The following is a 19,776-nucleotide window of genomic DNA, read 5'->3' on the forward strand; positions in this document are numbered from 1 at the left end:
CAACTTCATTGCTGACCCACCGCCATCGCAGGCAAGCCAGCTCCCACAGGGGCTCTGTGCGGCAGCCTGAAAGTAGCCGCAGGTCGCGGATTACTTGAGATGATCGTTCCCACGCTCCGCGTGGGCATGCATCCCGTGACGCTCCGCGTAACCCTTGCGCTGGTCTTGAGTCTTGTGCTGCCTGGCGGGACGCGGAGCGTCCCAGGCGGCATTCCCACGCAGAGCGTGGGAACGATCCAAATGGCAGAGCTGAGTCAGCTGTTGGTCGACAGAGCACTGGAACACGTCAGCCCTGCCTGAGTAGTCCCAAAAGGGGACTGCTATCTAACTAGCATCACCGAACACATGTGGGAGCTGGCTTGCCTGCGATAGCAGACTGTCAGCCGACACCTTCGTAGCTGACCCACCGCCATCGCAGGCAAGCCAGCTCCCACAGGGGCTCTGTGCGGCAGCCTGAAAGTAGCCGCAGGTCGGGGATGACTTGATCGTTCCCAAAAAGGGACCTATCGTTCCCTTTTTGGGACTCTTTGGCCGCTGCCATGCAAACCTTGCCGCTTAGCACCGCACTCTTCACCAACACCCAGCAAAAAGTGCTGGGCCTGCTGTTCGGCAAGCCTGGTCAAAGTTTCTACACCAATGAAATCGCACGCTCGGCTCAAGTGGGCAAAGGCAGCCTCACCCGCGAGCTGGAGCGTTTGCAGTTGGCGGGCATCTTGAGCATGACGCGCCAAGGCAATCAGACCCACTACCAGGCCAACCCCCAATGCCCGATTTACTCGGAGTTGTTGGCCATCGTGCGCAAAACCCTCAGTCTGGACGAACCCTTGCGCAATGCATTGGCACCGTTCGCGGAGCAGATAACCTGGGCCTTTATCTACGGCTCCATCGCCAAGGGCGAGGCGCACTCATCCAGTGACATAGATCTGATGCTGATCGGCCAAAGCCTCAACTACAGTGAAGTCATGGAACAGCTCATGCCGCTGGAAGAGCAACTGGGCCGCACCATCAACCCGACGCTTTACACCCCTGACGACTGGACCAGCAAATGGAATGCCGGGAACAGTTTTGTGCAGCGGGTCGTGCAGCAGGACAAGATCAATCTGATGGGGGGCAACCCTCAGGAGTCCATGGATGGACAGCAAGGCAAACCTGGAGAACCTGCAACGTAGCGGTGGCTTGAAGGCTGAGCCGCCGGATCGCAAAGAGTGTGATGGGCTGATGCGCTCGGCGCGAGATCGGTTGAGGGATGCAGGTAACCCGCAATTAGCCTTCGCCAGTCGTTTCGACTTGGCATACAACGCCGCCCACGCTATCTCGCTCACAGCTCTGCGCCTGCGCGGTTATCGCTCGGACAAACGCTATTTGGTTTTTCAATGCCTGATCCACACCGTCGACGCGAACAAGGTGCAGGTGAGGTTATTGGCGCTGTGTCATGAGCGCCGCAACCTGGCGGAATATGAAGGATATATGGATGAGGATGAGGCGTTGCTTGGACAGTTGATGGACGGCGCGACGATGCTGCTGGGCAAAGTGGAAGAAGTGTTGGCTATTCATCGGTGGGAATGACGCGAGTCCTCGCAGCACCGTCAATCCAATGTGGGAGCTGGCTTGACTAAAAATTGTTTTTGATGACCGTATCTTTTCGCCGTTTCGGATCTGCTAATGATGCGGATTGACCGCTCACATGTCGGAATGGGCTGTAGTTGTTGTAGGTCGGTTCTGCATTTGGATTAAGCGGGTTTTCAGGCCTGAGGGGAGTGGCTAGTTTCTGAGCTCCTCACTGCCAGCAAGGATCCGCAAATGGCTGTTCCGCTAATGCCGCCGGGTGTTTCAATTTTTGAAAACATGGCGATTTCTCGATGTAAACGCACCCACCTAAAACCCGGCTCGGCATTCGCCTACTCATGGTTTTACTCTCAGGTTCGGGCAGCCGGACCTTGGAACTACAAGAAGAGAGGGAGCGAGTACGAAGCGTTTGGTAACTTCAATTACGGTGCTACGGGTACGGTGTTGGGCATTCCCGAGCATGTGTTGCTGCGGGCTGCCGGCGTGGCGCAAACCGTTGCAAAAACGACACTCCCGGATTTCGATACATGGTGGGGCGGTGAGCCTTTTGGTGATGATCCACGGGACCAATATTGGATAAGAAGAGGGATTGAATATGCAATTTCCCAAGGCCACTAAACGCCTCGGACCGTTACTGCGCAATTGCCTGCTCATCGTCTGCCTTCTCTATATCGGCGCCAGTTGGATCATGTCTGCCGGAACACCGGATCTGGATGAAGTGGTGTTGAAGCATTCCTTGGGCAACGGTACCTCCATCTATGGTGCTCGAGACGGTCAGGGTGGAGCGACGGTGGGTTTTTCCTATAGGTACTTCGTCCATGAGGATTTGGGGAGTGATAAGGAAATACTCGCTGCATTGGTGTCTGCTCATCCTTTTCTGAAAACAAAGAAACCTGATGTTCAGATGAGTGATGAGGGAAGCGCTCTACTTCTTCATATTCAAGGAGAGGTCTACGAGTACCACAGCTTTGCCCTGGAAGGCTTGGGGTCGGTCAAGGTGGTGATGGCGCTTTGAGGAGGCAGCCTTCGGAATTTTCCTGCAAGATTTCGAGCTGTGCATGAACTTGTTGTGGGTAGTCATGGCGGCTAGTCTTCGTCCCGTCATCGAAAAACGGTGACACGGACGTGCAAGTCCGACGAAACTGTTTAGGCGTACAAACGCCCAGCCAACCACGGGCGTTTTTTGTGCTTGCTGCTTTATGGCGGCTGCGCGCAGGAGGTCTTCGGACCTGCTGGGTGTCCTAAACAGGCCCGGTCTTGCACACCTGCGCACGGTCGCCACCCTCATTCGCGTGCAAGCGAACGGTGGTGCTCCTTACTAACTGTTTAGGAGCTTCATCATGATCAAACCTACCCCTAATCCGCCCCTCTTCACCGTAAACCCCCACCAAAACACCGAAGCTCTGCTGGCCAACGCCAGTGAAACCCTGTGCTCCCTCAACGCACTGACCTGCAACTTGGCCTTCGACCTGGACCCGGCCCAGCGTGCGAGCATGTTGGCGATCCAGCAAATGGCAGAGCTGAGTCAACTGTTGGTCGATAGAGCACTGGAACAAGTCAGCCCTGCTTAAGCGGTCCCTGATTGGAACCGCTATCTAACACACACCACCGAACACATGTGGGAGCTGGCTTGCCTGCGATAGCGGACTGTCAGCCCACAACTTCATTGCTGACCCACCGCTATCGCAGGCAAGCCAGCTCCCACCTTTGATTTTCATTTGGCTTGAATCCAGCATTCACTGATGTTCCGTTACTCCAGCCGTAACGATCCACCGCCGGGCTTGATTGATGCCCCCTACATTCACTCCTAAGGTACAGCCCACGACAGCAAACCCCGTGGAGCGACCATGACAACAACCATCACCCCCGATTCGCGCTGGACGCGGCGGCGCGACGAGAAGCAGCGGCGGCTCGGGCTGGTCAAAAAGTACGCAGACGGGGCAGTGTTGCCCAGTGACAAAATCGTCGAGGCGTTGGAAGCGCTGATCCTCCCCGGCGACCGGGTGGTGCTGGAGGGCAATAACCAGAAGCAAGCCGATTTTCTCTCGCGCTCACTGGCCAAGGCCGACCCGACCAAGCTCCACGATTTGCACATGATCATGCCCAGTGTCGGCCGTTCCGAGCACCTGGACCTGTTTGAAAAGGGCATCGCGCGCAAGCTGGATTTCTCCTTCGCCGGCACCCAATCCCTGCGCATCAGCCAGTTGCTCGAAGATGGCCTGCTGGAAATCGGCGCGATCCACACCTACATCGAACTCTACGCACGGCTGGTGGTTGACCTGATCCCCAACGTGGTGCTTTCGGCCGGTTTCATGGCCGACCGCGCCGGCAATATCTACACCGGCGCCAGTACCGAAGACACTCCGGCGCTGATCGAACCCGCTGCGTTCAGCGATGGCATCGTCATCGTGCAGGTCAACCAGTTGGTCGACGATGTCACCGACTTGCCCCGTGTCGACATCCCGGCGAGCTGGGTGGATTTTGTGGTGGTGGCCGACAAGCCGTTCTACATCGAACCGCTGTTTACCCGCGACCCGCGTCATATCAAGCCGGTGCATGTGCTGATGGCGATGATGGCGATCCGTGGCATCTACGAAAAACACAATGTGCAGTCGCTCAACCACGGCATTGGTTTCAACACCGCCGCCATTGAGTTGATCCTGCCGACCTACGGCGAGTCCCTGGGCCTCAAGGGCAAGATCTGCCGCAACTGGACCCTCAACCCGCACCCAACTCTGATCCCCGCGATTGAAAGCGGCTGGGTGGAAAGCGTGCATTGCTTCGGCACCGAACTGGGCATGGAAAACTACATCGCCGCCCGCCCGGATGTGTTCTTTACCGGCCGCGACGGCTCGATGCGTTCCAACCGGATGTTCTGCCAACTGGCCGGCCAATACGCGGTGGACCTGTTTATCGGCGCCACGCTGCAAGTGGATGGCGACGGGCATTCCAGCACCGTGACCCGTGGCCGTCTCGCCGGTTTTGGTGGCGCGCCGAATATGGGCCACGACCCACGCGGCCGCCGTCACGGTACGCCTGCCTGGCTCGATATGCGCCACGACGACGCGCCGGAGGCCTTGCTGGAACGCGGCAAAAAGCTCGTGGTGCAAATGGTCGAGACCTTCCAGGAAGGTGGCAAACCCACCTTCGTCGAAACCCTCGACGCCGTGGAAGTCGCGCGCAAAAGCGGCATGCCGCTGGCGCCGATCATGATCTACGGCGACGACGTGACTCACCTGCTCACCGAAGAAGGCATCGCCTATCTGTATAAGGCACGCTCGCTGGAAGAGCGCCAGGCGATGATCGCCGCCGTTGCAGGCGTCACCGCCATCGGCATGCGCCACAACCCCAAGGACACTGCGCGCATGCGCCGCGAAGGCTTGATCGCCTTGCCCGAAGACCTCGGCATCCGCCGCACCGACGCCACCCGCGAGCTGCTCGCCGCCAAGAGCGTGGCCGATTTGGTGGACTGGTCCGGTGGCCTGTATAACCCGCCCGCCAAGTTCAGGAGCTGGTAAATGCGCGCCCTCAAACTGCATGAACTGAGCCTCGCCGATCGCCTGGCGGATATGGCTGTGGATGCCTTGATTGATGAGGCTGACCTGTCACCCAAACCCGCATTGGTAGACCGTCGCGGCAATGGCGCCCATAGCGATTTGCACCTGGGCCTGATGCACGCCTCGGCGCTGTCGTTGTGGCCGATGTTCAAGGAAATGGCCGAAGCGGCGCTTGAGTTCGGTGAAGTGGGTTTGCCCTTGCGCGAAGCCCTCGGGCGTATCGGGCGCGAAGGTGAGCAAGCCATGCTCGCCACCACCCAAGGCGTGAATACCCATCGCGGCGCGATCTGGGCCCTCGGTTTGCTCACTGCCGCAGCGGCTCTGGAGCCACGCGCTGTCACGCTCACCGCCGCCAAACTGGCCTTGCTCAACGACCGTTTCGCCCCGCAACCGCTAAGCCATGGCGCGCAAGTCGCGCAACGCTACGGCGCACGCGGTGCCCGTGAAGAAGCGCAATTGGGCTTCCCTGCCGTGGTGCAACGCGGCCTGCCGCAGTTGCACAAAAGCCGCCGGCAAAACGCCGGTGAACAGAATGCGCGCCTGGACGCCTTGCTCGCGATCATGACCGACCTGGCCGACACCTGCGTGCTCTACCGAGCCGGCACCGAAGGCCTGCGCGCCATGCAACGCGGCGCCCAGGCGGTGCTGGACGCTGGCGGTAGCGCAAGCCTCGCCGGGCGCCGCCAACTGCACGACCTTGACCAGCAACTCCTGGCCCTGAATGCCTCCCCCGGCGGCGCCGCCGACCTGTTGGCCGCCTGCCTGTTTATCGACCGCCTCGACGGAGCGTTGTGATGGAAACCTTATCCTTTGAATTCCCCGCCGGGCAGCCGCCCAAAGGCCGTGCGCTGGTGGGTTGCGTCGGCTCCGGCGACCTGGAAGTGCTGCTGGAACCGGGCACGCCCGGCACGCTGACCATTCAAGTGCAGACTTCGGTGAATGGCGCCGAGCAACGCTGGCAGCATCTGTTCGAACGGATCTTCCAGGAGCAGACGCCACCGGCCTTGAAGATTGACATCCACGACTTCGGCGCCACGCCCGGCGTGGTGCGTTTGCGCCTGGAACAGGGTTTCGAGGAGATCGGCCATGACTGATTTACTCAACAAGCACAGCTTCGTCGAACTCGGTGCGCGGCAGCGAGCCAAGGCGTTGCTGGACAGCGGCACTTACCGCGAACTGATCGACCCGTTCCAACGCGTGATGTCGCCGTGGCTCAGCCGCCAAGGCGTGGTGCCGCAAGCGGATGACGGCGTGGTGATTGCCAAGGGCAGTATTGCCGGGTTGCCAGTGGTAGTGGCCGCAATTGAAGGCAATTTCCAGGGCGGCAGCCTCGGTGAAGTGGGCGGCGCCAAAATCGCCGGTGCCCTTGAACTGGCTGCCGAAGATAACCGCAACGGTGTTGCCACCCGTGCCGTGCTGTTGCTGGAAACCGGCGGCGTGCGCTTGCAGGAAGCCAACCTTGGGCTGGCGGCGATTGCCGATATCCATGCGGCGATTGTCGACCTGCGCCAGTACCAGCCGGTGATTGGTGTGGTGGCGGGCAGCGTCGGTTGCTTTGGTGGCATGTCCATCGCCGCCGGGTTGTGCAGTTATCTGGTGGTCACCCGCGAAGCACGCCTGGGCTTGAATGGCCCACAAGTGATCGAGCAGGAAGCGGGGTTGGAAGAGTACGACTCCCGCGACCGGCCGTTTATCTGGAGCCTTACCGGCGGCGAGCAACGCTTCAACAGCGGCCTGGCCGACCGTTATGTGGCGGACGATGTGGCGCACATCCAACAGACCGTCAGCGCCTTGTTGCAACAGGGTTTGCCCGAGCAGCAGCGCAGCCGTCAGATCGACTTCTACCTGGCGCGCCTTACCGAGCTGGACGCAACGCCGCAAATAGACCCCGCGACGGTGCGCGACCTGTATCAAGGAGAACGTCCATGAGAGGCTTGCAGTGGTTCAACGCATTGAGCGTCGGCGCAACGCCTGTCGAAGGGTTGCCCGACTCATTGAAGGTTGCAGACGGCGTAGTGGGTGAACAGGCCGTGCGCTTTATTGCCGTGGTCACCGATGCGCAAAATCGTTTCCCGCGTGCGCGCAACGGCGAAGTCGGTTTACTGGAGGGCTGGGGTCTTGCCAAGGCTGTCGACGAAGCCATCGAGAAGGGCGACAAACGCCCCATCATCGCTATCGTCGATGTACCCAGCCAAGCCTACGGCCGTCGCGAAGAAGCCCTCGGCATCCATCAGGCCCTGGCCGCCGCCGCCGACAGCTATGCCCGCGCTCGCTTGGCCGGGCACCCGGTGATTGCGCTGCTGGTGGGCAAAGCCATGTCCGGTGCATTCCTTGCTCACGGTTATCAGGCCAACCGCATGATCGCCCTGCGTGACCCTGGCGTGATGGTGCACGCCATGGGCAAGGCCTCGGCGGCGCGGGTGACCTTGCGCAGTGTTGAAGAACTCGAGGCCCTGGCCGCCAGCGTGCCGCCCATGGCCTATGACATTGACAGCTATGCCAGCCTGGGTTTGCTCTGGGAAACCCTGTCGGTCAGCCAGATTGAACAGCCCACCGCGGACGACGTGACGCGGGTCAGCGATTGCCTGCTGCGCGCCATTGAAGATATCCACAGCCCGGATCTGAAAGGGCGCCTCGGTGCGAGCAATCGCGCCGCCTCAAGCCACGTACGCCAACTGCTGCGGGAGCAATGGTGAACGCCCACGACTTGCTCTGGGGCATGACCCCGGCGCATCTGCCCGCTGATGCGCCGGCCTGGGTGCTGGAGGTGATCAGCGCCGGTCACCCGGTGGTGGTGCGTCGCGCCACGGTCGAGCCGGGTGACGTGGCTGTGGGTGTGCGCGGGCGCTTGCGTGAGCAGCGCTTTGCGGCGCTGATGCCCCTTGTGGCAGTGCAACGACGCGTGACGCCGCAAGATTTGCGCGGTGTGGTCTCGTCGCGGGATCTACCGGCATTGCGCGCGCTTGATCAACTGCGCCCAGTGCTGGCGCAGCAGGACTGGGGCGTCACCGGCAGTGCAGGGTTCGAGCTGGCCAGCGGCATTGAAGCACTGCATGCCCAAAGCGATCTGGATTTGATGCTGTGCACACCCGAGCCATTTGAGCGCAACGCCGCACGCAATCTGTTGGCGTTGTTGGACTCGGCCGAATGCGCTGTCGACCTGCAACTGCAAACCCCGTTTGGCGCTGTCGCCTTGCGTGAATGGGCTGGCGAATCACACCGGGTTCTGCTTAAAACCACCCACGGCGCGCACCTGGTACTTGACCCTTGGCAGGCCGTGGCATGAGCAGCCTTCTGGTATTTCCGGGGCAGGGTGCCCAACGCGCGGGCATGCTTCAAGCGTTGCCTGATCACGTCCTGGAAGAAGCCAGTGATGCATTGGGCGAAGACGTAAGCCAGCTCGATTCAGTCCAAGCCCTGGCCAACACTCGCGCTGTGCAACTCTGCCTGTTGATCACCGGTGTGGCCCACGCCCGCCAATTGCAACGCACGCCTGATTACGTGGCGGGCCTGTCCATCGGCGCCTACCCTGCAGCCGTCATCGCTGGTGCGCTGGAGTTTGCTGACGCGGTTAAGCTGGTGAGCCTGCGCGGCGAACTGATGCAAAACGCTTATCCACAAGGCTTTGGCATGACCGCGATCATCGGCCCGCAGTTATCCACAGTCGAAACGCTGCTGGCTGAAATCCACAGCCCGCAAACCCCGGTGTACCTGGCCAACATCAACGCCGACAACCAGACCGTCATCGCCGGCAGTGACGAAGCCATGCAGCGTGTCGCGCAACGGATCAAAGGCAACGGCGTGGCCAAGCGCCTGGCCGTGAGCGTGCCATCCCATTGCGTGCTGCTGAACGAACCCGCCGAGGCATTGGCGCAGGCGTTTGTAACGCTTAAGGCGCCGCGCATCACCTACCTGAGCAGCACCCGCGCGCGGCCGATCCACAACCCCGAGCAACTGCGCGACGACCTGGCTTTCAACATGTGCCGCATCGTCGACTGGCGCGGCACCGTGCAAAGCGCCTACGAGCGTGGTGTGCGCCTGCAAATCGAATTGCCGCCTGGCGCGGTACTCACCGGCCTGTCCCGCCGTGTCTTCGAGCAAGGCAGCGTAATCGCCTATGAAGGCGCACGCCTGGACACCTTGCAGGCCCTGCTGCAAGAGGAGGAGCGCCGCCACCGATAAAGCACCACCCAAGGCTTTCGAAGCACAAAAACAACAATTTCGATGAAGCACTTCGAGGACAACAACAATGATTATTTACGGTGTGGCGTTTCTGGCGCTGTGTACGTTGATCGGCCTGTTTATCGGTGAGTTGCTGGGCAAGTGGATGGGTATTCCGGCCAACGTCGGCGGGGTGGGTATCGCCATGTTGCTGTTGATCGGCCTGGGCAGTTACCTCAGTAAACGTGGGCTGTTTACCGGCAAGTCGGAGCAGGGCGTGAGCTTCTGGGCGGCGGTGTATATCCCTATTGTGGTAGCGATGGCGGCCCAACAAAACGTGTACGGCGCAATCAAGGGCGGGCCGATGGCGATTCTGGCCGGCACGCTCGCTGTAGTGCTGGGTTTTGCCCTGGTACCGGTGTTAGTGCGCATCGGCAACCGCAAGCCTGTTGCGGTTGTTCCCACTAAAGAAGCCGGGTGATCGCCATGTACGAATCCATGATGAAAGTGATCACCGGCTACGGCCTGATCAGTGGTTTTGCCGTGATCGGCTTGACCATGTGGGTGTCCTATTGGATCTCCGACACCTTCACCAAAGGCCGGCTGCACGGTTCGGCCATCGCCATTTTGCTCGGGCTGGTGCTGTCGTATGTGGGCGGCGCGTTTACCGGCGGCGCCAAGGGTGTTGTGGATATTCCGTTGCTGTCGGGCATCGGCTTGCTGGGCGGCGCGATGCTGCGGGACTTTGCCATTGTTGCCACGGCGTTTGGCGTGAGTGTGGATGAACTCAAGCGCGCCGGTTATGTGGGCGTGCTGGCGCTGTTTGTCGGCGTGGGTTCCTCGTTCGTGGCTGGCGTTGGAGTGGCGCTGGCGTTTGGTTATACCGATGCCGTAAGCCTCACCACTATTGGTGCGGGCGCCGTGACCTACATCGTTGGCCCGGTGACGGGCGCGGCGATTGGTGCCAGCTCCGAGGTCATGGCGCTGTCGATTGCCGCAGGGTTGATCAAGGCCATTCTGGTGATGGTGATGACGCCGTTTGTAGCGCCGTTAATCGGGCTGAATAACCCACGCAGTGCGGTGATTTTCGGCGGGCTGATGGGCACGTCCAGCGGCGTGGCCGGTGGTTTGGCAGCGACCGATCCGAAGCTGGTGCCATATGGTTGCCTGACGGCGGCGTTTTACACGGCGCTGGGCTGTCTGCTGGGACCGTCGTTGCTGTTTTTGCTGATGCGCGGGTTGGTGGGCTGACCTGAGCCGGCCTCATCAATGATCGTTCCCACGCTCCGCGTGGGAATGCCTCATGTGACGCTCCGCGTCACGCCTTTAAGAGCAGACGCGGAGCGTCCAGGGCTGCATTACCACGCAGAGCGTGGGAACGATCGGTGTCAGGTTTGGCGGTTGGCATACATCCGACACTCCGCCAGCAACGCCAGCAAGTTCGGATCACGCTCCTTGGCCTTCAAAAACACCACGCCAATATGCTGCTGCAACCGATACCGCGGTTGCAGCGGTATGAGCTTCACGCGGTTCTCATACACCGCTGCAATCCGCCCTGGCAGCAACGCATAACCCACGCCTGAACTGACCATGCTCAGCAGCGTGAAAATGTCATTGACCTGCATCGCCACCTTCGGCTCAAAGCCCGCCTGCTTGAACACCCGATTGCCGTCCTGATGGGTGGCGAAGCCTTGGGTGAGGGTAATGAAAGTAGCGTCGCGCACATCCGCCAAGTCGATTTGCTGCTCACGGTCGAAGGGTGAATCGGCTGGAGTGGCGAGGAAGATGTCGTCGGAAAACAGCGCGATCTGTTCGCAGTCGGGGTCGTTGGCGTGGTCATCGAGGGAGATGAGGATCGCGTCGACTTCCATGTTCTTGAGTTTGTAGAGCAAGTCAAAGTTGGAACCCAGGATCAGGTCGATATTGAGTTCGCTGCGCCTGATTTTAAGGCCCATGATCAATTGCGGCACGGTTTTGACCGTCAGCGAATACAGCGAGCCCAGCTTGAAGCGCTCGGCGGAAAACCCGGCGGCTTCGCGGGTCAGGCGCACGCTGTCGACCACATCGGCGACCAGTTTCTGCGCGCGTTCTTCGAGCACGTAGGCACTTTCCAGCGGCGTGAGGTTGCGCCCTTCGTGTTTGAACAACGGGCAGCGCAGCGCATTTTCCAGCGAGTGAATAGCGCGGTGCACGCTGACGTTGCTGGTTTGCAGCTCGGCAGCGGCGCGGGCCAGGTTGCCGGTGCGCATGAACGCCAGGAAGATTTCCAGTTTCTTGAGGGTGAACTCTTCGTCGATCAGCATGGCCGTGGCTCGGGTTCGAATGCTGTCGATTGTGCCCCTAAAACCCGTTCACTCCCAGCGATGCGCTGCACAGGCCCAGCACCAGGCGGGTGTACCGAAGGGAACAGGTACAGCCCGCGCACGGTCACAATCGCACCCGGCAAGCCATGCAGGTGGCGATATTGGGGCCGGGCCATGGAGATTGCCGTATGTGGGAGCTGGCTTGCCTGCGATGAGGTCTGTCAATTATTGAATGATGGGCTGACACACCGCTATCGCAGGCAAGCCAGCTCCCACAGGACTCAGTGAGTGATCCATCGGCACGGGGTCGTTGGGCAAAGGCAGAAATGCGTGTTACCTGTAACAGTGCCGGTAGCGTCACAATGGTCCTGGCACAACCATGTGGTAACGGTTATTCGAGGTGAGTGACACATGTATCACGGGGAACGATTCAACGCCTGGAGCCATTTGGCCGGGGCGGTCGCCGCGTTTGTCGGCGCAGTGTGGATGTTGGTGGTGGCGAGCCTGGACGGCAGCCCCTGGAAGATCGTCAGCGTGGCGATTTATGGTTTTACCCTGCTGGTGCTGTACAGCGCGTCCACCGTGTACCACAGCGTGCAGGGGCGGCGAAAAGAGATCATGCAGAAGGTTGATCACTTTTCGATCTACCTGCTGATTGCCGGCAGCTACACCCCCTTTTGCCTGGTGACGCTGCGCGGGCCGTGGGGCTGGACGCTGTTTGGAATCGTGTGGGGGCTGGCGGTGATCGGCATTTTGCAGGAGATCAAGCCGCGTTCCGAGGCGCGGATTCTGTCGATTGTGATCTACGCGGTGATGGGCTGGATTGTGCTGGTGGCGGTCAAGCCACTGATTGCCGCGCTGGGCACGGCGGGGTTTATCTGGCTGGCGTCGGGCGGGGTGTTGTACACCGTCGGCATCATCTTTTTTGCCCTGGAGGATCGCCTGCGGCATTCCCATGGGATCTGGCATTTGTTTGTGATCGGCGGCAGTTTGCTGCACTTTGTGGCGATCATGCACTACGTGCTCTGACCTGTGGGAGCTGGTATTTTTGGGAGCTGGCTTGTGTGGGAGCTGGCTTGCCTGCGATAGCGTCGGCACATTCAATACCGCTATCGCAGGCAAGCCAGCTCCGACATTACAAGCGTTCCAGCAGCTCTCGCGCTCGGTTGCCGAAAATGTCCAACAGGTTCGCCAACATATGTGGCGGTGGCTCATCAGCGCGGGTCAGGGCGTACAGGGTGATCGGCAACGGCGGCGTGAGCGGGCGAATGCAGGTGGTCGCCGTTGACGCGCCGAGGGCGGTAAACGGGTCGATGACCGTCAACCCGGCACCTGACTCTACCATCGCCCGGGCCAGGGAATAGGTCTGTACGGCAATGCTCACCCGTGGCGGTGGGTCGACGTTTTCCAGGTAGCTGTCGAGCTTGGCGGCCAACGGGTCGGCACTCGACAGGCCAATCAACGGCGCACCCGCCAGGTCCGCCAATGGCAGGGGCTTGCTCAGCTCGGCATCCGACCAATAACCCTTTGACGCCAGCGCCACCAACACGCCATTGGCCAGCACCTGCGTGGTCAGCCCCGGATGGCCGGAGAAGTTCAGCGTCAGCGCCAGGTCAATCTCACGCATCAACAGCTTCTGCACCAGCTCGCGGCTGTGGTCGCTGGACAGCTCACAGGCAATGTCCGGGTAGTCGCGCTTCCATTCCAGAATCGCCGGCGGCAGCAGCGACAGGGCCAGTGCCGGAATCGCACCAATACGCACACTTTGGCCCGGCTCACGGCGCAGGCTCTTGGCCAGGCGCCGCACGCCTTGCAGGCTTTCGGTGACTTTCTCGACTTCGCTTTCCAGCGCCAGCGCTTCCGGTGTGGGCTGCAGTTTGCCGCGCACCCGTAAAAACAGCGCAAAGCCCAACTGCAACTCGGCGTGCTGCAGCACCTTGGTCACCGCCGGTTGCGAGACGTGCAACAGCTGCGCGGCGGCGCTGACGGAGCCGGTCTGGCGGATGGCCTGGAAGATTTCGATATGACGCAGGCGCATGGCAAGTCCATAACCTTTGTTTATAGATGACCTATCTTTATTCATTGTCGGCGACCTGTCACCTGGCCCTAGGCTTGGTGCCAGTCAATTCAATAGCGGGTGGCAGCAATGGCCAAGCGGGTTTGCATCATCGGTGGTGGCGTTATCGGCTTGGCAAGCGCCTATGCCCTGGTGCGTGCAGGCCATGAGGTGACAGTGATCGACACGCGGGACAGCCTCGGCAGCGAGACCAGTTTCGCCAATGGCGGGCAACTGTCCTACCGCTATGTCGCGCCGTTGGCCGACAAAGGTGTGCCGCTGCAAGCCATCGGCTGGTTGCTGCGCGGTGATTCGCCGCTGAAGCTGCGCCCGCGTCTCGACCCGCAGCAATGGCGCTGGATGGCGGCCTTTATCTGCGCCTGCCGTGGCTCGGTGAACACGCGCAATGCCGCGCACCTGCTGCGCCTGGCGTCCTTGAGCCAGGCCACGCTGGAGCAATGGCGCGAAGGCGATCGCCTGGAAGGTTTCGACTGGCGCCGCAACGGCAAACTGGTGACGTTTCGTAACGCTGCCTCCTTTGAGCATGCGCGCAGCAAGGTCAGCAATAACGTGCAGCAGCAAGTGTTGTCCGTGGCCGATTGTGCGCACTTGGAGCCAGCGTTAATGGGCGCCGACTTTCTCGGTGGCATCTACACGCCGAACGAGGAGGTGGCTGACTGTCACGCCTTCTGCCAACGGCTGGCGGCCTGGCTTGAAGCCTCGGGGCGCTGCAGGTTTTTGCTGGGCCGCAAGGTCACTCGCATACGCCACGCCGACGGCTCGGTGCAGGCCATCGAGTTGGGTGACGAGGTGATGGCGGTGGATCAACTGGTGCTGGCGGCCGGGCATCGCAGCGCGCAATTGGGTTTGCCAGGGTTGTCATTGCCACTGTATCCGCTCAAGGGCTACAGCCTGAACGTGCCGATTGGAGCGCATCACCAGGCGCCGAACGTGAGTGTCACCGACTATGACCGCAAGATCGTGTATGCGCGCATCGGCGAGCAACTGCGGGTCGCGGCCATGGTGGATATCGTCGGCTTTGATGCAGGCCTTGAGCCCAAGCGCCTGGCGCTGATGAAACGCCAGGCCATGGAGACATTCCCAACGGCCGGCGATTACACCCACGCGGTCGAATGGGCCGGCATGCGCCCGGCAACGCCCACCGGCGTGCCGCTGATCGGCGCCAGCGCCTATCGAAACCTGTGGTTGAACCTGGGCCACGGTGCCCTGGGTTTTACCCTGGCCTGCGGCAGCGGGCAATTGCTGGCCGAACTGATCAGCGAGCACGCGCCTTCCATTGATATGCAGGGCCTCACGCCCCGCGCTGCATAATTGGATTCATCACCAGCAACGGAGAATAACAATGAAAAAAATCCTGTTGACCGGCTGCACTCTGGGGCTGCTGTTTGGCGCACAGGTTCAGGCCAATGAAGCCCCGCTGGACGGCACCTTGAGCAAGATCGCGAATGCCAAGTCGATCACCTTGGGTTATCGCGATGCCTCGGTGCCGTTTTCCTATGTGGGCGACAACAGTGGCAAGCCCATGGGCTATTCGGTGGAGTTGGCGAGCAAGATCGTTGAGCGCATCCAGCAGAAAATCGGGGTGGCCAAGCTGAATGTTAAGTACAACCTGGTGACCTCTCAGACCCGTATTCCGCTGGTGCAAAACGGCACCGTCGACCTGGAATGCGGTTCCACCGGTGTCACCGCCGAGCGGCAGAGGCAGGTGGCGTTTTCCTACGGGTTTATCTATGTGAAGGGCCAACTGCTGACCGCCAAGGACAGTGGCATCCAGGGTTTTGAAGACCTCAAGGGCAAGAATGTGGTGACCACGGCCGGCACCACCAATGAACGCTTTCTCAAGCGCTACAACGCCGACCACAAAGCCAATATGTTTGTGATCAGCGCCAAGGACCATGGCGAAGCGTTCAAAATGCTCGAGACCGGCCGCGCAGTGGCGTTCTACATGGACGATGCGTTGCTCTACGGTGAGCGCGCCAAGGCCCGAGACCCGCACCACTGGGTGGTGGTGGGCAAGGAACAGTCGCGGGAGATTTACAGCTGCATGCTGCGCAAGGACGACCCGCAGTTTCTAGCGGTGGTCAACGAAACGCTCGCCGACCTGTACCGCTCCGGGGAGATCAACGGGATTTACCAGCGTTGGTTTGAACAGCCGATTCCGCCCAAGGGCCTGAACCTGGAGTTTCCGATGACCAGCGAGTTGAAAGCGATTATTGCCAAGCCGGTGAGTGACCCGGTGGAGTGATAGCCGCAATGATCGTTCCCACGCTCCGCGTGGGAATGCAGCCTTGGACGCTCTGCGTCCCAATTTGAGGTCGTGACGCAGAGCGTCACAGGAGGCTTTCCCACGCAGAGCGTGGGAACGATCGGGCGAGGTTAGAAGTCGCCCCAGAGTTGCTGGGCCACGCTCAATGCCACGACCGGCGCGGTTTCGGTGCGCAGCACCCGCGGGCCGAGGCGGGCGGCGTGGAAGCCGGCAGCTTGGGCGGTTGCGACTTCTGCGTCGGTCAACCCACCTTCGGGCCCGATCAGGAACGCCAGGCTCGATGGCTTGGCGTGGCTGACCATCGGCTCGGCCACCGGGTGCAGCACCAGCTTCAAATCCGCCTCGGCTTGCTTCAACCAGTCGGCCAGTAACAGCGGCGGGTGAATCATCGGCACTGTCGAACGCCCACATTGCTCGCAGGCGCTGATCGCCACTTGGCGCCAGTGCAGCAGGCGTTTGTCGGCGCGTTCGTCCTTGAGGCGTACTTCGCAGCGGTCGCTGAAGATCGGCGTGATTTCATTCACACCCAGTTCGGTGGCTTTCTGGATCGCCCAATCCATGCGCTCGCCCCGGGACAGCCCTTGGCCGAGGTGGATGTGCAGCGGTGATTCGGTCTGGCCCGCAAAGCGTTCCGTGAGTTGCACGGTAACGCGTTTTTTCCCGACTTCCAGCAAGGTGCCGAGGAATTCCTGGCCGGAGCCGTCGAACAGTTGTACGGCGTCGCCTTCACCCATGCGCAATACGCGGCTGATGTAATGCGCCTGGGCTTCGGGCAATTCATGGTCGCCGATGCTGAGCGGGGTGTCGGTGAAAAAGCGGGACAGTCTCATTTCTGTTCTCTGGAAGTGGTGTGCAGAGCGGACGCGGAGCGTGGGAACGATCATACAAAACCTGTGGGAGCCGGGCTTGCCCGCGATGGCGGTGGACCCGACGCCCGATCAGTTGAGTGAACTCAATTAACCCGGATCCCGAAAGCCTGGGTGAAAATCTTTTGGCACCGCAACACTGACAGTGCTGTTGGTGGCGATATCAATCCCTTCGCTGGCGACTTCAGCCAGGAAGTCGATCTGTTCCGGCGTTATCACATACGGCGGCAGGAAATACACCACGCTGCCCAGCGGCCGCAGCAGCGCACCGCGCTCCAGGGCATGCTCGAACACCTTCAAGCCACGGCGTTCCTGCCACGGGTAGGCGGTTTTGGTGGCTTTGTCCTGAACCATCTCGATGGCCAGCACCATGCCGGTCTGGCGCACTTCCGACACGTGCGGGTGGTCCACCAGGTGCGCGGTGGCGGTGGCCATGCGCTGGGCCAGGGCCTTGTTGTTTTCGATGACGTTATCTTCTTCGAAAATATCCAAAGTCGCCAAGGCTGCCGCGCACGCCAGCGGGTTGCCGGTGTAGCTGTGGGAATGCAGGAAGGCGCGCAACGTCGGGTAGTCGTCGTAGAAGGCGTCGTACACATCGTCGGTGGTGACGACCGCCGCCAATGGCAGGTAACCGCCGGTGAGGGCTTTGGACAAGCACAAAAAGTCCGGGCGGATGCCGGCTTGCTCACAAGCGAACATGCTGCCGGTGCGGCCGAAGCCGACGGCGATTTCGTCGTGAATCAGGTGCACGCCATATTTGTCGCAGGCTTCACGCAGCAGCTTGAGGTACACCGGGTGGTACATGCGCATGCCGCCGGCGCCCTGGATCAGCGGCTCGACGATCACGGCGGCGACGCTGTCGTGGTTTTCGGCCAGGGTCTGTTCCATGGCCAGGAACATGTTGCGTGAGTGCTCTTCCCAGCTCATGCCCTCGGGGCGCAGGTAGCAATCCGGGCTTGGCACCTTGATGGTGTCGAGCAGCAAGGCTTTATAGGTTTCGGTAAATAATGGCACATCGCCCACGGACATCGCGGCAATGGTTTCGCCGTGGTAGCTGTTGGTCAGGGTGACGAAGCGCTTCTTGTTCGGCAGGCCATGGTTGAGCCAGTAGTGAAAGCTCATCTTCAGCGCGACTTCGATGCACGACGAGCCGTTGTCGGCATAGAAACAGCGGGTCAAACCTTCAGGCGTCATCGCCACCAGGCGTTCGGACAATTCGATCACCGGCTGGTGGCTGAAACCGGCGAGGATCACGTGTTCCAGCTGATCCACCTGGTCCTTGATGCGCTGGTTGATGCGCGGGTTGGCGTGGCCGAACACATTGACCCACCAGGAACTGACGGCATCGAGGTAGCGCTTGCCTTCGAAGTCTTCCAGCCATACGCCTTCGCCACGTTTGATCGGGATCAGCGGCAGTTGCTGGTGGTCTTTCATCTGGGTGCAGGGATGCCACAGCACCGCGAGGTCGCGTTGCATCCACTGGTTATTCAAGCCCATCGGTTATCTCCTCGAAGCGGCCCTGCGCCCGGCGCAGGCGAAACAATCGCGCAAGCCTATGCAATGCCAGGCGGCGTCACAACCCATTACGGATGAATTGGCAGTAAAGGCAGGACGATCTGTCACGTTTATCAGGAATAGTCCTTAATCCATTGTTAACGTACTGTGCATACTCTCTTGATCGTATTTCTCGATATTTCAAAGCGAAATTTTCCGCTTTAATTCGATAGGTAAATCGCTAGTCTTGGGCACAGTTCTTACGGGATTTGGGACATGCAGCTACGTAATTCATCGGCCCGTTATGGCTGGGTCAGCATTGTTTTGCACTGGGGCGTAGCCCTGGTGGTGTTCGGTTTGTTCGCGCTGGGCCTGTGGATGGTCGGCCTCGACTACTACAGCGCCTGGCGCAAAGACGCGCCCGACCTGCACAAGAGCATTGGCATCACGCTGTTCGCCATCATGCTGGTGCGTATCGTCTGGCGCATTGTCAGCCCGCCGCCACCACCGTTGGCCAGCTACAGCCGAATGACGCGTATTGGCGCTGCGTTTGGCCACGCGTTCCTGTATCTCGGGCTGTTTGCCGTGATGATCGCCGGTTACCTGATTTCCACCGCAGACGGTGTCGGTATCCCGGTGTTTGGCCTGTTTGAGATTCCTGCTGTGGTTTCCGGGCTACCGGACCAGGCAGACAACGCCGGCTTGGTGCATTTGTACCTGGCCTGGGTGTTGGTGGTCTTCGCCGGTTTGCATGGCGTGGCCGCGTTTAAACACCACTTTATCGATCGTGATGCGACCCTGACACGAATGCTGGGACGCAAAGCCTGATGTTCAACCTCGACTCACAAGGAATAGAAAGCATGTTGAAAAAGACTCTCGCCGCTCTGGCAATCGGTTCCGCACTGCTGTCCGCAGGTTCGGCGATGGCCGCTGATTATGTTGTCGACAAGGAAGGCCAGCACGCCTTCGTTGACTTCAAGATCAGCCACTTGGGCTATAGCTTCATCACCGGTACTTTCAAGGATCTGGACGGCAAGTTCAGCTTTGACGCCGCCAAGCCTGAAGACAGCAAAATCGAGTTCAACGTCCGTACCGCCAGCGTATTCACCAACCACGCCGAACGTGACAAGCACATCGCCAGCAAAGACTTCCTGGACGTTGGCAAGTTTGCCGATGCCAAGTTCGTCTCCACCAGTGTCAAAACCACCGGTAAAAATGCTGCAGGCCAAGTCACTGCCGACGTGACCGGCGACCTGACCTTCCACGGCGTGACCAAGCCGATCGTGGTCAAGGCCACGTTCCTGGGCGAAGGCAAGGATCCATGGGGCGGCTACCGTGCCGGCTTTGAAGGCACCACCAGCTTCAACCGTCAGGACTTCGGCAAGCAGATGGACCTGGGCCCAGCGTCCAACACTGTTGAGCTGTACGTGACTTTTGAAGGCGTAAAAGCGAAGTAATTATTTCGCTGTTTCAAACGCCAAGCGCC

Annotated in this window: 23 protein-coding genes; 19 read left to right on the forward strand and 4 right to left on the reverse strand. The window is 60.3% G+C overall.

Annotated elements, in window-relative coordinates; all coding sequences use genetic code 11:
* The first annotated feature begins 539 nt into the window (after positions 1-539).
* From HBO23_RS05760 to madM, 14 genes are all read left to right on the forward strand, one after another.
* Entirely contained in the window at positions 540-1,169 is a 630-nt protein-coding gene (locus HBO23_RS05760; protein WP_169987570.1) for a nucleotidyltransferase domain-containing protein, read from the forward strand.
* Positions 1,132-1,566, forward strand: coding sequence for a hypothetical protein (locus HBO23_RS05765; RefSeq protein ID WP_169987568.1), 435 nt, complete (start codon positions 1,132-1,134; stop codon positions 1,564-1,566). Before HBO23_RS05760 ends, HBO23_RS05765 begins: the two co-directional genes overlap by 38 nt.
* Before the next feature lie 234 nt (positions 1,567-1,800).
* Positions 1,801-2,184, forward strand: a complete 384-nt coding sequence (locus HBO23_RS05770) for a polymorphic toxin type 44 domain-containing protein (protein ID WP_170036809.1) — start codon at positions 1,801-1,803, stop codon at positions 2,182-2,184.
* Positions 2,162-2,581 (forward strand): hypothetical protein, encoded by a 420-nt coding sequence (locus tag HBO23_RS05775; protein ID WP_170036811.1) that lies wholly within the window; start codon positions 2,162-2,164, stop codon positions 2,579-2,581. The genes HBO23_RS05770 and HBO23_RS05775 overlap by 23 nt, the downstream gene beginning before the upstream one ends.
* A gap of 325 nt (positions 2,582-2,906) precedes the next feature.
* Positions 2,907-3,137, forward strand: coding sequence for a DUF6124 family protein (locus tag HBO23_RS05780; RefSeq protein ID WP_110620276.1), 231 nt, complete (start codon positions 2,907-2,909; stop codon positions 3,135-3,137).
* 276 nt (positions 3,138-3,413) lie between these two features.
* On the forward strand, positions 3,414-5,084 hold the full coding sequence (mdcA, locus tag HBO23_RS05785; RefSeq protein WP_170036813.1) for a malonate decarboxylase subunit alpha: 1,671 nt from the start codon (positions 3,414-3,416) through the stop codon (positions 5,082-5,084).
* Positions 5,085-5,918, forward strand: coding sequence for a triphosphoribosyl-dephospho-CoA synthase (locus HBO23_RS05790; RefSeq protein WP_138452413.1), 834 nt, complete (start codon positions 5,085-5,087; stop codon positions 5,916-5,918).
* On the forward strand, positions 5,918-6,217 hold the full coding sequence (locus tag HBO23_RS05795) for a malonate decarboxylase subunit delta (protein WP_017139433.1): 300 nt from the start codon (positions 5,918-5,920) through the stop codon (positions 6,215-6,217). Before HBO23_RS05790 ends, HBO23_RS05795 begins: the two co-directional genes overlap by 1 nt.
* The gene (locus tag HBO23_RS05800) at positions 6,210-7,052 is read left to right on the forward strand and encodes a biotin-independent malonate decarboxylase subunit beta (protein ID WP_170036815.1); all 843 of its coding nucleotides are present in this window, start codon (positions 6,210-6,212) and stop codon (positions 7,050-7,052) included. Before HBO23_RS05795 ends, HBO23_RS05800 begins: the two co-directional genes overlap by 8 nt.
* On the forward strand, positions 7,049-7,819 hold the full coding sequence (mdcE, locus tag HBO23_RS05805; protein ID WP_170036817.1) for a biotin-independent malonate decarboxylase subunit gamma: 771 nt from the start codon (positions 7,049-7,051) through the stop codon (positions 7,817-7,819). The genes HBO23_RS05800 and mdcE overlap by 4 nt, the downstream gene beginning before the upstream one ends.
* Positions 7,813-8,409, forward strand: a complete 597-nt coding sequence (locus HBO23_RS05810) for a malonate decarboxylase holo-ACP synthase (RefSeq protein WP_170036819.1) — start codon at positions 7,813-7,815, stop codon at positions 8,407-8,409. Before mdcE ends, HBO23_RS05810 begins: the two co-directional genes overlap by 7 nt.
* Positions 8,406-9,305 (forward strand): malonate decarboxylase subunit epsilon, encoded by a 900-nt coding sequence (mdcH, locus tag HBO23_RS05815; RefSeq protein ID WP_170036821.1) that lies wholly within the window; start codon positions 8,406-8,408, stop codon positions 9,303-9,305. Before HBO23_RS05810 ends, mdcH begins: the two co-directional genes overlap by 4 nt.
* 67 nt (positions 9,306-9,372) lie before the next feature.
* The gene (madL, locus tag HBO23_RS05820) at positions 9,373-9,765 is read left to right on the forward strand and encodes a malonate transporter subunit MadL (RefSeq protein WP_017139428.1); all 393 of its coding nucleotides are present in this window, start codon (positions 9,373-9,375) and stop codon (positions 9,763-9,765) included.
* Positions 9,766-9,770: 5 nt separating this feature from the next.
* Positions 9,771-10,535 (forward strand): malonate transporter subunit MadM, encoded by a 765-nt coding sequence (gene madM, locus HBO23_RS05825; RefSeq protein WP_026013868.1) that lies wholly within the window; start codon positions 9,771-9,773, stop codon positions 10,533-10,535.
* A gap of 137 nt (positions 10,536-10,672) precedes the next feature.
* On the opposite strand, the gene HBO23_RS05835 is transcribed toward madM, so the two are convergent.
* Positions 10,673-11,587, reverse strand: a complete 915-nt coding sequence (locus tag HBO23_RS05835) for a LysR substrate-binding domain-containing protein (protein WP_017139426.1) — start codon at positions 11,585-11,587, stop codon at positions 10,673-10,675.
* 411 nt (positions 11,588-11,998) lie between these two features.
* Between HBO23_RS05835 and HBO23_RS05840 the strand changes: the two genes are divergently transcribed.
* Positions 11,999-12,616 (forward strand): hemolysin III family protein, encoded by a 618-nt coding sequence (locus tag HBO23_RS05840; protein WP_017139425.1) that lies wholly within the window; start codon positions 11,999-12,001, stop codon positions 12,614-12,616.
* A 106-nt stretch (positions 12,617-12,722) separates the two neighbouring features.
* Here the strand turns inward: HBO23_RS05840 and HBO23_RS05845 are convergent, their stop codons facing one another.
* Positions 12,723-13,625 (reverse strand): LysR substrate-binding domain-containing protein, encoded by a 903-nt coding sequence (locus HBO23_RS05845; protein ID WP_170036823.1) that lies wholly within the window; start codon positions 13,623-13,625, stop codon positions 12,723-12,725.
* 108 nt (positions 13,626-13,733) lie between these two features.
* Here HBO23_RS05845 and HBO23_RS05850 point away from each other — a divergent pair, with 108 nt between their 5' ends.
* Both HBO23_RS05850 and HBO23_RS05855 read left to right on the forward strand, forming a co-directional pair.
* Positions 13,734-14,975, forward strand: a complete 1,242-nt coding sequence (locus HBO23_RS05850) for a D-amino acid dehydrogenase (RefSeq protein WP_170036825.1) — start codon at positions 13,734-13,736, stop codon at positions 14,973-14,975.
* A gap of 31 nt (positions 14,976-15,006) precedes the next feature.
* Positions 15,007-15,909: a transporter substrate-binding domain-containing protein gene (locus tag HBO23_RS05855; RefSeq protein ID WP_170036827.1), complete on the forward strand. Its 903-nt coding sequence runs from the start codon at positions 15,007-15,009 to the stop codon at positions 15,907-15,909.
* A gap of 131 nt (positions 15,910-16,040) precedes the next feature.
* Here the strand turns inward: HBO23_RS05855 and HBO23_RS05860 are convergent, their stop codons facing one another.
* Positions 16,041-16,760: a 16S rRNA (uracil(1498)-N(3))-methyltransferase gene (locus HBO23_RS05860; protein WP_170036829.1), complete on the reverse strand. Its 720-nt coding sequence runs from the start codon at positions 16,758-16,760 to the stop codon at positions 16,041-16,043.
* Between the two features lie 126 nt (positions 16,761-16,886).
* Positions 16,887-18,293, reverse strand: a complete 1,407-nt coding sequence (locus tag HBO23_RS05865) for an adenosylmethionine--8-amino-7-oxononanoate transaminase (protein WP_170036831.1) — start codon at positions 18,291-18,293, stop codon at positions 16,887-16,889.
* Positions 18,294-18,566: 273 nt separating this feature from the next.
* Here HBO23_RS05865 and HBO23_RS05870 point away from each other — a divergent pair, with 273 nt between their 5' ends.
* Both HBO23_RS05870 and HBO23_RS05875 read left to right on the forward strand, forming a co-directional pair.
* Positions 18,567-19,118, forward strand: a complete 552-nt coding sequence (locus HBO23_RS05870) for a cytochrome b (RefSeq protein WP_017139419.1) — start codon at positions 18,567-18,569, stop codon at positions 19,116-19,118.
* 32 nt (positions 19,119-19,150) lie between these two features.
* Entirely contained in the window at positions 19,151-19,747 is a 597-nt protein-coding gene (locus HBO23_RS05875) for a YceI family protein (protein ID WP_026013867.1), read from the forward strand.
* Positions 19,748-19,776: the final 29 nt, after the last annotated feature.

It is taken from the genome of Pseudomonas sp. WS 5532, assembly GCF_012985445.1.
Taxonomy (GTDB): domain Bacteria; phylum Pseudomonadota; class Gammaproteobacteria; order Pseudomonadales; family Pseudomonadaceae; genus Aquipseudomonas; species Aquipseudomonas edaphica.